This window comes from Mesorhizobium sp. 01N446, from assembly GCF_056399285.1.
Genome location: NZ_JBFTRA010000001.1, coordinates 1400131 through 1412964 on the forward strand (window position 1 = coordinate 1400131; position 12834 = coordinate 1412964).

Annotated in this window: 13 protein-coding genes; 12 read left to right on the forward strand and 1 reads right to left on the reverse strand. The window is 65.2% G+C overall.

Annotated elements, in window-relative coordinates; genetic code table 11:
- Positions 1-99: 99 nt before the first annotated feature.
- A complete protein-coding gene (locus tag AC1DPX_RS06670; protein WP_477235366.1) occupies positions 100-687 on the forward strand; it encodes a nicotinate-nucleotide adenylyltransferase in 588 nt (195 codons plus the stop codon).
- 95 nt (positions 688-782) lie between these two features.
- On the forward strand, positions 783-2081 hold the full coding sequence (locus tag AC1DPX_RS06675; RefSeq protein WP_477235368.1) for an MFS transporter: 1299 nt from the start codon (positions 783-785) through the stop codon (positions 2079-2081).
- Between the two features lie 19 nt (positions 2082-2100).
- Here AC1DPX_RS06675 and AC1DPX_RS06680 read toward each other — a convergent pair whose 3' ends face one another.
- Positions 2101-2952 (reverse strand): mechanosensitive ion channel family protein, encoded by an 852-nt coding sequence (locus tag AC1DPX_RS06680; protein ID WP_477235370.1) that lies wholly within the window; start codon positions 2950-2952, stop codon positions 2101-2103.
- Between the two features lie 242 nt (positions 2953-3194).
- Between AC1DPX_RS06680 and rsfS the strand changes: the two genes are divergently transcribed.
- From rsfS to AC1DPX_RS06730, 10 genes are all read left to right on the forward strand, one after another.
- Positions 3195-3572: a ribosome silencing factor gene (gene rsfS / locus AC1DPX_RS06685; protein ID WP_010912111.1), complete on the forward strand. Its 378-nt coding sequence runs from the start codon at positions 3195-3197 to the stop codon at positions 3570-3572.
- A 72-nt stretch (positions 3573-3644) separates the two neighbouring features.
- Complete coding sequence (rlmH, locus tag AC1DPX_RS06690) at positions 3645-4127, forward strand: 23S rRNA (pseudouridine(1915)-N(3))-methyltransferase RlmH (RefSeq protein WP_477235372.1); 483 nt, start codon at positions 3645-3647, stop codon at positions 4125-4127.
- Between the two features lie 204 nt (positions 4128-4331).
- Complete coding sequence (locus AC1DPX_RS06695; RefSeq protein ID WP_477235374.1) at positions 4332-5687, forward strand: murein hydrolase activator EnvC family protein; 1356 nt, start codon at positions 4332-4334, stop codon at positions 5685-5687.
- Between the two features lies 1 nt (position 5688).
- A complete protein-coding gene (locus tag AC1DPX_RS06700) occupies positions 5689-7020 on the forward strand; it encodes a S41 family peptidase (RefSeq protein WP_202357383.1) in 1332 nt (443 codons plus the stop codon).
- Between the two features lie 193 nt (positions 7021-7213).
- Positions 7214-8395, forward strand: a complete 1182-nt coding sequence (locus AC1DPX_RS06705) for a divergent polysaccharide deacetylase family protein (protein ID WP_202357384.1) — start codon at positions 7214-7216, stop codon at positions 8393-8395.
- Positions 8396-8430: 35 nt separating this feature from the next.
- Complete coding sequence (locus AC1DPX_RS06710; RefSeq protein ID WP_202357385.1) at positions 8431-8952, forward strand: RNA pyrophosphohydrolase; 522 nt, start codon at positions 8431-8433, stop codon at positions 8950-8952.
- 65 nt (positions 8953-9017) lie between these two features.
- A complete protein-coding gene (gene alr, locus AC1DPX_RS06715) occupies positions 9018-10163 on the forward strand; it encodes an alanine racemase (RefSeq protein WP_477235376.1) in 1146 nt (381 codons plus the stop codon).
- A gap of 276 nt (positions 10164-10439) precedes the next feature.
- A complete protein-coding gene (gene rnk / locus AC1DPX_RS06720; RefSeq protein ID WP_477235378.1) occupies positions 10440-10862 on the forward strand; it encodes a nucleoside diphosphate kinase regulator in 423 nt (140 codons plus the stop codon).
- A 2-nt stretch (positions 10863-10864) separates the two neighbouring features.
- Positions 10865-11419, forward strand: a complete 555-nt coding sequence (locus AC1DPX_RS06725; RefSeq protein ID WP_477235380.1) for a GreA/GreB family elongation factor — start codon at positions 10865-10867, stop codon at positions 11417-11419.
- Between the two features lie 123 nt (positions 11420-11542).
- Positions 11543-12799, forward strand: a complete 1257-nt coding sequence (locus tag AC1DPX_RS06730; protein WP_202357389.1) for a D-amino acid dehydrogenase — start codon at positions 11543-11545, stop codon at positions 12797-12799.
- The last annotated feature ends 35 nt before the right edge of the window (positions 12800-12834 follow it).

The window sequence follows — 12834 nt, forward strand, 5'->3', positions numbered from 1 at the left end:
ACGCTGAATTCCACGATACCCCCACCCCGCTCCGCTTCGCGGATCGACCCTCCCCACAAGGGGGAGGGTGAGGACGCCGCTTCTTCACGTTATCTCCGCATGCCGCACGCCGAAAAAGGCCTGGCTGTCGGCCTGTTCGGCGGCTCGTTCAACCCGCCGCATGCCGGCCATGCGCTGGTCGCTGAAATCGCGCTGAGGAGGCTGGCGCTCGACCAACTGTGGTGGATGGTGACGCCGGGCAATCCGCTGAAGAGCACCAGGGAATTGGCGCCGCTGACTGAGCGGCTGCAACTGTCCGAGCAGATCGCCAAGAACCCCAAGATCAAGGTCACCGCCTTCGAGGCGGCACATCATGTGCGCTACACCGCCGACACGCTGGCGCTGGTGAAGGCGCGCAATCCGGGCGTCGATTTCGTCTGGATCATGGGCGCGGACAGCTTGCGCGATTTCCATCGCTGGCAGCGCTGGCGCAAGATCGTGCTGACCTTCCCCATCGCGGTCATCGACCGGCCGGGCGCGACGCTGTCGTTCCTGTCGTCGGTCGTCGCCAAGACCTTCGACTATGCCCGCATCGACGAAGGCGACGCGCCGCTGCTCGCCCGCATGAAGGCGCCGGCCTGGACCTTCATCCACGGTCCGCGTTCCTCGCTGTCGTCGAGCGCGATCCGGAAAATGGCGAAGGGGTAGCGCCTCTCCGCAACGGAAGTGCCAGTGTTTCGGCCGCCCGCCTATGTCGTTTTTACAGCGGCGCTTGCCCGACGGATCGGCGATGCTGGCCTGACATGGCAATTCAAACCAAGACCCAACCCGCAGTCGAGCCGGATGATGGCAGCGCGCCGACGCCGCTCATCGCGATCGCCAGCGTCATCGTGTCGATGGCGCTGATCGCCATCGGCAACGGGCTGATGTTTGCCTACATCCCGGTCCGGCTTGGCGTCGAGGGCTTCGATCCGACCTGGGCGGGGCTGATCGTCACCGGCCTTTCGGCCGGCGGGCTTGCCGGCTGCATCCTGACCGGGCCGCTGGTGCGCAGGGTCGGCCATGCCCGCGCCTTCATGGTGCTGTCGGCGCTGATCGCGCTGTCCAACGCGGCCATCGGCGCCGGTCCGCATCCGCTGCTGTGGATCGGCGCGCGCGCCCTCTACGGCTTTGCCATATGCGGCCTGTTCATCGTCGCGCAAAGCTGGCTGAACGATGCTGTCGCCAACGCCATACGCGGCCGGGTGATGGCCTTTTTCTACGTCGCCTATGTCGCCGGGCTCGGCGTTGGCTATGCGACGCTGGCGCTGGTCGACATCAAAACCGCGGACGCGCCGCTGATCGGCATCGTCTTCACCGCTCTGTCGATCCTGCCCGTCGGCATGACGCGGCTTGCGCAGCCGCCGGCGCCGCAGGCGGCCTCGGTGGCGCTGCGCCGGGCCTGGCGGATTTCACCGGTCGGCGTCGCCGGCATGCTGGCGGTCGGCGGCCTGTCCATGTCGATTTCCGGTTTCGCGCCGATCCACGCCACGGCCAAGGGCTACAGCCAAGCCGATGTGGCGCTGCTGCTTTCGGTGATGCCGCTCGGCACGCTGATCCTGCAGCTTCCCTTCGGCTGGATTTCCGACCGCACCGACCGCCGCTACGTGCTGGTCGGGGCATCCGCGCTGGCCGCAGTGGCCGGCATGCTCGCGCTCGGTTTCGACGGCGGCGCGCTGCCGGCGCTGCTGGTGATCTACGTCTTGTGGGACGGCGCCTCGGAATCGATCTACTCTTTGTCCAGTGCGCACGCCGCCGACCGCGCCGGCAAGGACGACATGGTGGCGCTGTCCAGCTCGCTCCTGTTTGCCTGGTCGCTTTCGGGCTTCATCGTGCCGGGCATCGTGACGGCGCTGTCGGCCGTCTTCGGCACGCAGGCCTTCATCTACGTGGCCGTCGTCATCGCCTGCGCCTTCTGCCTGTTCGTGCTGTTGCGCGTGTTCACCACACAGGCGGTGCCCGCCACCGAGACCGGCAGCTTCGCACCGATGACGGCTACGGCGCCGTTGCCGGTCGAACTCGCTTATGCGGCGGAGGAGCCGGCAGTCCGGATCAAGGACTGAGAAGCATTCCCGCAATTTCCTACTGTTTGCGGGCCTGTGGCGCCGGCGCTTCCGGTGGCGGCAGCGGGATAGAGATGCCTTCGCTGTCGAAAGCCTGCTTTGCGCGCTTCGTCATGTCGATATTCGTGGAGAAGTAGTCGGCGGCCGAGGTCCAATAGCGCAAGGTGAGCGAAACGGTCGTGTCGCCGAGGCTGGCGACGAAGGCGACCGGCGCCGGTTCACGACGAATGCGCTTCTCGGCGCCGGCGATGGCAAGCAATGTCTTCTGTGCGCCGTCGATGTCGTTCCACGAGCCGATGCTCAAGCTGATATCGGCGCGGCGCACGCCGTTGCGCGAAAAATTGCGCACCGGCTGGTTCCACAATGTCGAATTGGGCGCGAGGATGTAGACGCCGTCGGCGGTCCTGAGCCTGGTGGCGAACAGGCCGATTTCCTCGATCGAGCCCGATATGGGGCCGACCTCGACGGATTCGCCGATGCGGAATGGCCGCAGCGCCAGAAGCATGATGCCGGCGGCGATGTTCTGCAGCGTGCCTTGCAGCGCCAGGCCGATGGCCAGGCCGATGGCGCCGATCGCGGCGATGATCGAGGCGGTCTGCACGCCGAACTGGCCGAGCACCATGATGACGACGAGGATCAGGATGGCGTAGCGGACGATCTTGGAGAAGAAATGCCGCAGCGTCGCATCGAAACCGTGGATATGGCCGAGGCCGGCAAAGATCGAACGTTCGGCGAGGCCGGCGACGATGTAGCCGACCACCAGCAGGATGATGGCGCCGATAGCGGAGAAGGAATAGGAGACGATCAGCGTGCTGAGTTGCGCCAGGCCGGCCTGGACGGTGAGAAGGGTGTTTTGCGGGTCGATCGGCATGGCGGGATTCCGGTTGGTCGGTCAGCCGATAACCCATGCCAGAGGCCTGGGTTCCGATCTTTTTGCCTGCCCCATGGAACAAGCGGGCAACCGGCGAGTTCGCGTGAGTTGGGGCAGCGTCTTGAAACTGTCAGGGAACTCTGCCTATCTAAGTGGTGTCACCTGCTTTTGGGGGTGATTTGGTTGTTCTTGCTGCGAAAGGAAATACACTGAGAACAGCACTGCGGAAGAAGGCCGACATCGTGCCTTCGCCGGCCGGGATCAGCGTAAACGACGCCGTGTCCCGAGCCATCAACACAGTCCTTGCCAGTCTGGAAGACTCCAAGGCCGAAAACATCGTCTCAATCGACATTCAGGGGAAATCGAGCCTCGGCGACTACATGGTCGTCGCGTCGGGCCGATCGCACCGTCATGTCTCGGCTGTCGCCGACCATCTCCTCAAGGCGCTCAAGGATGCCGGCCTCGGCACGGCGCGCGTCGAGGGGCTGTCCGGCGCCGACTGGGTCCTGATCGATTCGGGCGACATCATCGTCCATGTCTTCCGCCCCGAAGTCCGCGAATTCTACAATCTCGAAAAGATGTGGCAGGCGCCGGATCTCGAGGAAGAGACCCTTCATTAAGCTGCTGCGTGTCGTTGCCCAAAACCGGATTTCACCTTTGGGTGACGTGCACTAACGGCTTATAGAGGCGGGATGAAGATTTCAGTTCATGCCGTGGGCCGAATGAAAACCGGCCCCGAGCGGGAGTTGGCCGACCGCTATTTCGAGCGCTTCGCCAAGAGCGGGCCGGCGGTCGGGCTCGAATTCTCCGGGATTACCGAAATTGCCGAGGGCCGGTCGCAGAGCGCTGTTGAGCGCCAGCGTGACGAAGGCTCGCGACTGCAGGCGCAGCTGCAGCCGGGCACGGCGCTGATCCTGCTCGACGAGCGCGGCAAGAGCCTTTCCTCGCAGGATTTAGCCAATCGCATCGGACAGTTGCGCGACGGCGGGCGCAAGGCGCTGGTGCTCGCCATAGGCGGCGCCGACGGCCACGATCCATCACTGCGCGACCAGGCCGATCTGGTGCTGTCGTTCGGCGCGCTGACCTGGCCGCACCAGCTGGTGCGGGTGATGCTGGGGGAACAGCTCTACAGGGTGGCGACGATCCTCTCCGGCCACCCCTATCATCGCTCCTGAACCTGCCGCACAGTGGCCGCCAGCTGTGATTCGTCGCCCGTTGCCCGGATTTCCGCCCCAATGCCGTACTAGATTCAAACCGTGATTTTGATGCATGCCGTTGCCCAAGACGGGGACCATTTTGGGCGACATGCATTCTGGGGTCGGCCCGTCAAAACATGGTTGATGATTCGTTAACGAAGCCGCGGATAGTATAGATCGCGAATGTCTGAAGGCTGGAAATCGACACCGGCCCCAACAGGGGGCTCCTGGCGCGCGCGCTGCGGCATCGCGGCAGCGACGGTCTTTCTGTCGTTCCATGGCGCCTGGGCCGAAAACACGCTCGACATGGCGCCGGATCCGGACCAGAGCCGCGCCGAATACGAGCAGGTTTCCAAGGAAATAACGCTCTCGTCGGAGCGGCTGGCCAAGCTCGCCGCCGATATCGCCGCGGTCAAGAAGGACCATGCGTCGATCACCGCCGCGCTGATCCAGTCGGCGATGACCGAGCAGAAGCTCGGCCAGGACATCGAGGATATCGGCGCCAAGCTGGAGGGGCTGAAGGACCAGCAGCAGAAGATCCGCGCCTCGCTCGTGGCGCGCCGCGACGTGCTGGCCGAAGTGCTGGGCGCGCTGCAGCGCATGGGGCTCAACCCGCCGCCGGCCATCCTGGTCAAGCCGGAGGATGCGCTGTCGTCGGTGCGCAGCGCCATCCTGCTTGGCGCGGTGGTGCCGGAATTGCGCCAGCAGACCGACAGCCTGCTGGCCGACCTCAAGGAGCAGACCCGGGTGACGGCCTCGATCGAGGCGGAACGGGCACGACTGACGGAGGCGGTCGGCGAGCAGGTGGCGGAAAAGAAGCGGCTCGGCATGCTGCTCGAAGCCAAGCAGAAGCTTGAAGCCGATACGCAGGCGCAAATGGCGGCTGAACAGCAGCGTTCGGAGCAGCTGGCGGCCAGGGCCTCCAGCCTGAAGGACCTGATCGCCTCGCTCGAAGCGCAGGCCGACAAGGCCCGCAAGGCCGCGGATGCCGCAAAGGCGGCCGCCGCGGCCCAAGCCAATAGCGATCAGACCGGCGGCGATACGACGGCATCGCTTGCGGCGCTGCCAGTTCCCGAAGGCAACCGGCTCACCGCGACCGCGCCGTTTTCGGCGCTGCAGGGGCAGATCGCGCTGCCGGTCACCGGCCGCATCAAGCGCCGGTTCGGCGCCGATGACGGTAACGGCGCGGTGATGCTAGGTGACATGCTTGCGACACAATCGGGAGCCATCGTCACAGCGCCGGCGGATGGGAATGTGCTTTATGCGGGGCCGTTTCGCTCCTATGGTCAGCTCTTGATCCTCAATGCCGGCGACGGTTATCATGTCGTTCTGGCGGGGATGAGCAGAATCAGCGTCGTGACTGGCCAGTCGGTGCTCGCAGGAGAGCCGGTCGGCGCGATGGGAGAGGCCCGGGTGGCAAGCACCTCGGTTTCGAAGAATGGAAATGCCACGCCGGAACTCTACGTCGAGTTTCGCAAGGATGGAAAACCCGTCGATCCGGCCCCATGGTGGGCGGACCGTTTTTCTGGAAGGACGTGAAATGATGCGGAAACTGTCGCTTCTGTTTGCCGGCGCGCTGATGGGCGCGTCCGCCATGAGCCTTGTCTATGGTGCTCCTGGCTCCTCGGCGAACGCTGCGGGCTCGGAGACCTACAAGCAGCTGGCGATCTTCGGCGACATCTTCGAGCGGGTGCGGGCACAATATGTCACGCCGCCCGACGACAAGTCGCTGGTCGAGAACGCCATCAACGGCATGCTTTCCTCTCTCGATCCGCACTCCTCCTACATGAATGCCGAACAGGCGCAGGACATGCGCGTGCAGACCAAGGGCGAGTTCGGCGGCCTCGGCATCGAGGTCACCATGGAGAACGACCTGGTCAAGGTGATCACGCCGATCGACGACACGCCCGCCGCCAAGGCCGGTGTGCTGGCCGGCGACTACATCGCCAAGATCGACGGCGAAGAGGTTCGCGGCCTGACGCTCAACGACGCGGTCGACAAGATGCGCGGCCTGGTCAACACGCCAATCAAGCTCACCATTCTGCGCCAAGGTGCCGACAAGCCGATCGAGCTGACGGTGGTGCGCGACATCATCAAGGTCAAGGCGGTCAAGTTCCGGGTCGAGAACGACATCGGCTACATGAAGATCACCTCCTTCACCGAAAAGACCTATGACGACCTCGAGAACGCCATCGAGACCATCAAGAAGCAGGTGCCGGACGACAAGCTCAAGGGCTATGTGCTAGACCTGCGCCTCAATCCGGGTGGCCTGCTCGACCAGGCGGTGAGCGTGTCCGACGCCTTCCTCAAGCGCGGCGAGATCGTCTCGACGCGCGGCCGCGATCCGAAGGACGTCACCCGCTTCGACGCCAAGCCGAAGCAGACCGACGACATCAACGGCAAGCCGATGATCGTGCTCGTCAATGGCGGCTCGGCCAGTGCGTCCGAAATCGTCGCCGGCGCGCTGCAGGATCTGCGCCGCGTCACGGTGGTGGGCACGCAGTCCTTCGGCAAGGGTTCGGTGCAGACCATCATTCCGCTCGGTGAGAATGGCGCGCTCAGGCTGACGACGGCGCTCTATTACACGCCGTCGGGCAAGTCGATCCAGGGCAAGGGCATCACGCCCGACATCAAGGTTGACCAGCCGCTGCCGCCTGAACTGCAGGGCAGGGACCTGACGCGCGGCGAATCCGATCTCAAGGGCCACATCAAGGGTGCCGACGAGAGCTCGACCGGCTCGGGCTCGGCCGCCTATGTGCCGCCGGATCCGAAGGACGATCTGCAGCTGATCTTCGCGGAGCAACTGCTGCGTGGACAGAAGACCGATCCGGCCTTCCCGCCGAATCCGGAAAAGGCCGTGCTCAACCAGTAACGGTTTGGCCGGCCGGGTCTGGCCGCCTGAACGAAGCAATGCGATGCTGCCGGGACCGAAAGGTTCCGGCAGTTTGATTCGGGGAGGCAAGACCAAGCCTCCGGATACGGCGCCAGAGGTGCGCCAGGGTTGATGAATTCGCGCATGTCGCCGAAGGGATCGCCTTCGGAACCATGCGCCCCGGGGACAGGGCTTGGCTGATATCGGCAAGGACATCGAACGCCCGCTTGGACAGACCGTCCGGGCGCCGCGCGCTGCCGGCAAGGTCAGCACGGGCATTGTCGCGGCGAGCGTCGTCGTGCTGGCCGTGGTCGGCGTTTCGGCCGCGATCGCGCTCCGGGAAAAGCCGTTTCGCAAGCCGCAAGAGGTCGCCGTTTCGACGCCGAAAGTGACGGCGGCGGCCGAACCTGCCGCGGCGCCATCCGCTCTGGCCCCGGTCGCGGCGCCAAAGGTCGAACCGCCGTCCAAGACCGGCGGTCCGCAGATCATCCATGTGCAGAAGGAGGAGGGCGATGGTCCTCCGCAGACGGCCATCGTCATCCGTGATCCGTCTGCTGTCGGGCAGAACCTCAAGATCGCGCATCTTCCCGACAAGGCGCTGATCGAAGCCAGCGACACCGGGCCCCTGCCGATCCGCTCCGCCGATGGCAGGCGACCGTTCGATGTCTATGCGCGGCCATGGTCCGGCGCGCGCGGCGCGCGGGTGGCGATCATCATCGGCGGGCTGGCCGTCTCGCAGACCGGCACCCAGGCTGCGATCGCCAAATTGCCTGCGGAAGTGACGCTGGCCTTCGCGCCGCAAGGCAACAGCATCGGCCGCTGGATGCAGGCTGCCCGGCAGAGCGGCCATGAGATCGTCATGCAGGTGCCGCTCGAACCGTTCGACTATCCCAACGTCAACCCCGGCCGCAACACGCTGACGGTGGCGGCGAGCGCCGAGGAGAACCTCAAGAATCTGCACTGGGCGCTGTCGCGGACGACGAACTATACCGGCGTCATGAATTATATGGGCGCGCGCTTCTCCGCCGATACGGCGGCGATGGAGCCGTTCATGGCCGAACTCGGCAAACGTGGTCTCGCCTATATCGACGATGGCTCGTCGGCGCGCAGCCTGGCCCCCGACCTGGCGCTGAAGGATGGCGTGCCCTTCGTCGCCGGCGACACGGCGATCGACGCGGTGCAGGATCGCGGCGCCATTCTGAAGAAACTCGACAGTCTCGAAGCCACGGCGCGGGCCAAGGGCACGGCCGTCGGCATCGGCTCGGCCTTCGACCTGACGGTCGACATCGTGACATCCTGGATTGCCGAGGCCAAGAAACGCGGCATCGAGATCGTGCCGATTTCAGCGGTGGCCATCGACCCGCAAAAAGGTTAGCGAAGCCTTCGCAAGATGGCTGGAGAGACTGACTGATGCCGAAGACGAAAAAGGTCGACCGCGAAACGCTGCCCTACCGTCCCTGTGTCGGGTTGATGATCCTCAATGGCGAGGGCCTGGTCTGGGTCGGGCATCGCATCGCCGAACCCGACAGCGAATTCGCCGGTACGACGCAGCTCTGGCAGATGCCGCAAGGCGGCATCGACAAGGGCGAGGAGCCGCTGCAGGCGGCCGAGCGCGAGCTTTATGAAGAGACCGGCATGCGCAGCGTCTCCATGCTCGCCGAGGCGCCGGACTGGATCAATTACGACCTGCCGGACCATCTCGTCGGCATTGCCTTCAAGGGCCGGTATCGCGGCCAGACGCAGAAATGGTTCGCTTTCCGCTTTCACGGCGACAGCAGCGAGATCCAGATCAATCCGCCGCCGGGCGGCCACACCGCCGAATTCGACAAATGGTCGTGGCGGCCGATGCAGGACCTGCCCGACCTGATCGTGCCGTTCAAGCGCAAGGTCTATGAAGACGTGGTGGCGGCGTTCCGCCATCTGGCGCGGTAATCGCGCGTCGAGGTTGCCGCGTTGGTGCCGGGGTCGTATTGATGGCCGATGCAATGAGGGTCGCCATGAACGACGCCGTCAATCGGGCTGCTGCGAACACCATCACCGGTTGGCCGGTCAGCGAGGCGGCGGCTGGCGCGATCCTGACCATCGATCTCGGTGCGGTCCGTGAAAACTATAGGCGATTGAAGGCGCGGCTGGGCGGCGCGCGCTGCGCCGGCGTGGTCAAGGCCAATGGCTACGGTCTCGGTGCGGCCCAGGTGGCGGCGGCACTGACCCGGGAAGGCTGCGACATCTTCTTCGTCGCACTGCTGGCCGAAGGCATCGCGCTGCGCAAGGCGATCGGGACGGGCCCGGACATCTACGTGCTGAACGGGCTGCCGCCGGGCTCCGAGCCGGAAGCGGTGGTGGCCGGGCTTTGCGCGGTCATCAACAGTGGCGCGCAGTTGCAAGCCTGGCGCGCGGCGGCGCATGGCGCCGGCCGCCGGCTCCCGGCCGCCATCCAGGTCGACAGCGGCATGTCGCGGCTCGGCATGGCGCCGGCCGAAGTCGAAGCGCTGGCGGGAGATAGCAGTGCCTTCGACGGCATCGACATCAGATATGTGATGAGCCATCTGGCCTGCGCCGACGAGCCGCGCCATCCGGCCAATGAACAGCAGAGGCTGGCCTTTGAACGGCTGCGCGCCATGCTGCCCCGGACGCCCGCCTCGCTCGCCAATTCCTCCGGCATCTTTCTCGGACCGTCCTATCACTACGATCTCGCCCGGCCCGGTGCGGCGCTCTACGGCATCAACCCGACGCCTGGCGAGCCCAATCCGATGCTGCCCGTGGTGCGGCTGCAGGCCAAGGTGGCGCAAACGCGCCATGTCGAGAAGGGCGCCGGCATCGGCTATGGCCACAGTTATCACGGGGACGGTCCGCTGAGCCTGGCAACGATTTCGTTCGGCTATGCGGATGGCTGGCTGCGCCGCTCCGCTTCGGCGGCCTGGTTCGAGGGCGTGCGCCTGCCTTTCCTCGGGCGTGTGTCGATGGATTCGATCATTCTCGACATGTCTGCCCTGCCGCCCGGCAGGCTGCGCGAGGGCGATCTGGTCGAACTGCTCGGCCCCTCGCAGAGCGTCGACGATGCCGCCGGCCATGCCGGCACCATCGGCTATGAAATCCTGGCCAGTCTCGGCCCGCGCTTTCACCGCCACTATGTCGGCGGTTGAGCGGTTTGGCCGCGCTTGACAAGCGGGCGCCTGTCGGCAAGGTTCGAAGCATGAGCAACCTCGCTTACACCAGAACCTTGTTCAGGGTCTGCCCGATCGCGGGATCGTAGCCCCGGCGCGGCCGCCTTCTGGGCGTCCGTCCGTATCGGGGCATCCATACTTCCAGAACCGCCATCAAGCTGTACGGCCCTTCGCGGCTGCAGGCTTTTCATCACGCCGCCGTCAGCGCGGTGGCAGGCGCGCATCCATTCGATGCGCCGATCCATGAGGTTTGCCATGCAACATGCAACAGGACTGCGTCCATCGAGCCGGATTCTGATCAGCGACACCGACCATGACAGGTTGACCGGCCTGGCGAGGGCCTTGCTCGACCGTGCCCCCGAACCCGCCGAGGAGCTGCTTTCGGAAATGGACCGCGCCGTCGTCACGGAGGCGGCGGCGATGCCGGCCGACGTGGTGCGTATGGGATCGATCGTGACGGTCCGCGGCGAAGGCGGGGAGATCCAGCGCATCATGCTGGTCTATCCCGGCGAAGCCGACATTGCCGAAAACAAGATTTCGGTGCTGACCCCGATGGGAACGGCGCTCATCGGAGCGTCGATAGGGCAGGCGGTGTGCTGGAGCAGCCGTGGCGGCCGGGAACTGTCGGTGACCATCGAAGCCGTCGACACGCCGGCCTCCGGCGCGCAGCGGCGCTGATCGTGGAGGCGGTGATGAAGAGTACGAATTGCTGCCTGACGACGAAGGACTTCGCCGTCCTCGAAGTCATGCTGGAGCGCCGGCGGGCATTCGCGGATCCGATCGTGCACATGCTCGAACACAAGCTTTCAACCGCCGATATCGTCCCGATCGATTCGGTCGGCCCCGATATCGTCACGCTGAACAGCAGGGTGGTGTTCAGCATCGATGCCGGTCACGCCGAGACGCGCACCCTGGTGCAGAACGAGGTGCGCGGACCGGTCGGCTCCAGCCTTTCGCTGGCAACCAGGCGCGGGCTCTGCATGCTCGGCATGGCACAGGGCCAAACGGCTTTGATCGAGCACGCCGCCGGCCGCCGGGAGCAGATCCTGATCAGGGCCGTGCTTTACCAGCCGGAGGCTGCCCGGCGCGCGATCAGGCAGAAAGAGCGGGCCGATGGGCGACGACCGCACGGGCTTACTCTCGTCTACAGCGCCGCGGACGATTGGCGGCCTCTTGGCGAGACGGCCGGAATGCGGCAGACAGAAGACGACGACCCCGGTCCTTCGGCGGCGTGAATGGCCACGGCGCATGGTCCTCGAAGATCGGCATCGATTTTCGTTCGGGATCATGCGCAAATCGAGAAATGCGGTCGCGTCCATGGGCATCCCGAGGATGCGCGGCGCGGCAAGGAGTGAACGATGAAGATCATGGTGCTGGGCGGCGGCGTCATCGGGGTGACCACGGCCTATTATCTTGCCGAGGCCGGTCACGAGGTGACGGTGCTCGACCGCCAGAAAGGCCCGGCTCTGGAAACCAGCTTCGCCAATGCCGGCGAGATTTCGCCCGGCTACGCCTCGCCCTGGGCCGGACCCGGCATTCCGCTGAAGGCGATCAAATGGCTGTTGATGAAGCACGGGCCATTGGTGGTGCGGCCGGCCTTCGACCCGCATATGTGGACCTGGCTGGTCAAGATGCTGCGCAACTGCACGGCTGAGCGCTATGCCATCAACAAGTCGCGCATGGTGCCGCTGGCCGAATACAGCCGCGACACGCTGAAGGCGCTGCGCGAGGCGACCGGCATCAGCTATGACGAGCGCACCCAGGGCACGCTGCAATTGTTCCGATCGCAAAAGCAACTCGATGGCACCGGCGGTGATGTCGAGGTGCTGAAGAAATATGGCGTGCCCTACGAGATCCTAGACCAGGACGGCTGCATCGCGGCGGAGCCGGCGCTGGCCGGCGTGCGCGAGAAATTCGTTGGCGGGCTGCGGCTGCCGCACGACGAAACCGGCGACTGCAAGATGTTCACCGAGAAACTGGCCGAGCTCTGCGTCGCGCGTGGCGTCACCTTCGAATACGACACGACGATCTGGCGCGTCATCCGCAGCCGCAACCGCATCGCCAATCTCAGCACCAGCAAGGGTTTCAAGGCCTCCGATGCCTATGTGATGGCACTGGGCAGCTACTCGGCCGGTTTCATGCGCCGGATGAAACGGTCAATCCCGGTCTATCCGGTCAAGGGCTATTCGATCACCGTGCCGATCAAGGATGCCGCCCTGGCGCCAGTGTCGACCGTGATGGACGAAACCTACAAGGTGGCGATCACCCGGCTGGGCGACCGCATCCGTGTCGGCGGCACCGCCGAGATTTCAGGCTTCGACCTCAGGCTGCATGAATCGCGGCGGCGCACGCTCGAACATTCGGTCGGCGACCTCTTTCCGGGCTCGGGCGCCATGCGCGAGGCGACCTTCTGGTGCGGGCTGCGGCCGATGACGCCGGACGGGCCGCCGCTGATCGGCCGCACCGAGCTGTCCAATCTCTTCCTCAACACCGGCCATGGCACGCTCGGCTGGACCATGGCCTGCGGCTCGGCAAAGGTGCTGGCCGACATCATGTCGAACAAGGTGCCCGACATCGATGCCCGTGCCCTGGCCCAGGAGCGCTATCTGAAATAGGGAGCGGCGTTTTTTGCTTTTATGCATGTCGTTGC

Excerpts from the sequence above, each read along its gene's own strand:
- rnk (WP_477235378.1), top strand. The coding sequence starts at position 10,440 with ATGCAACATGCAACAGGACTGCGTCCATCGAGCCGGATTCTGATCAGC.
- alr (WP_477235376.1), top strand. The coding sequence starts at position 9,018 with ATGAACGACGCCGTCAATCGGGCTGCTGCGAACACCATCACCGGTTGG.
- AC1DPX_RS06670 (WP_477235366.1), top strand. The coding sequence starts at position 100 with ATGCCGCACGCCGAAAAAGGCCTGGCTGTCGGCCTGTTCGGCGGCTCG.
- AC1DPX_RS06675 (WP_477235368.1), top strand. The coding sequence starts at position 783 with ATGGCAATTCAAACCAAGACCCAACCCGCAGTCGAGCCGGATGATGGC.
- AC1DPX_RS06730 (WP_202357389.1), top strand. The coding sequence starts at position 11,543 with ATGAAGATCATGGTGCTGGGCGGCGGCGTCATCGGGGTGACCACGGCC.
- rlmH (WP_477235372.1), top strand. The coding sequence starts at position 3,645 with ATGAAGATTTCAGTTCATGCCGTGGGCCGAATGAAAACCGGCCCCGAG.
- AC1DPX_RS06700 (WP_202357383.1), top strand. The coding sequence starts at position 5,689 with ATGATGCGGAAACTGTCGCTTCTGTTTGCCGGCGCGCTGATGGGCGCG.
- AC1DPX_RS06695 (WP_477235374.1), top strand. The coding sequence starts at position 4,332 with ATGTCTGAAGGCTGGAAATCGACACCGGCCCCAACAGGGGGCTCCTGG.
- AC1DPX_RS06710 (WP_202357385.1), top strand. The coding sequence starts at position 8,431 with ATGCCGAAGACGAAAAAGGTCGACCGCGAAACGCTGCCCTACCGTCCC.
- AC1DPX_RS06680 (WP_477235370.1), bottom strand. The coding sequence starts at position 2,952 with ATGCCGATCGACCCGCAAAACACCCTTCTCACCGTCCAGGCCGGCCTG.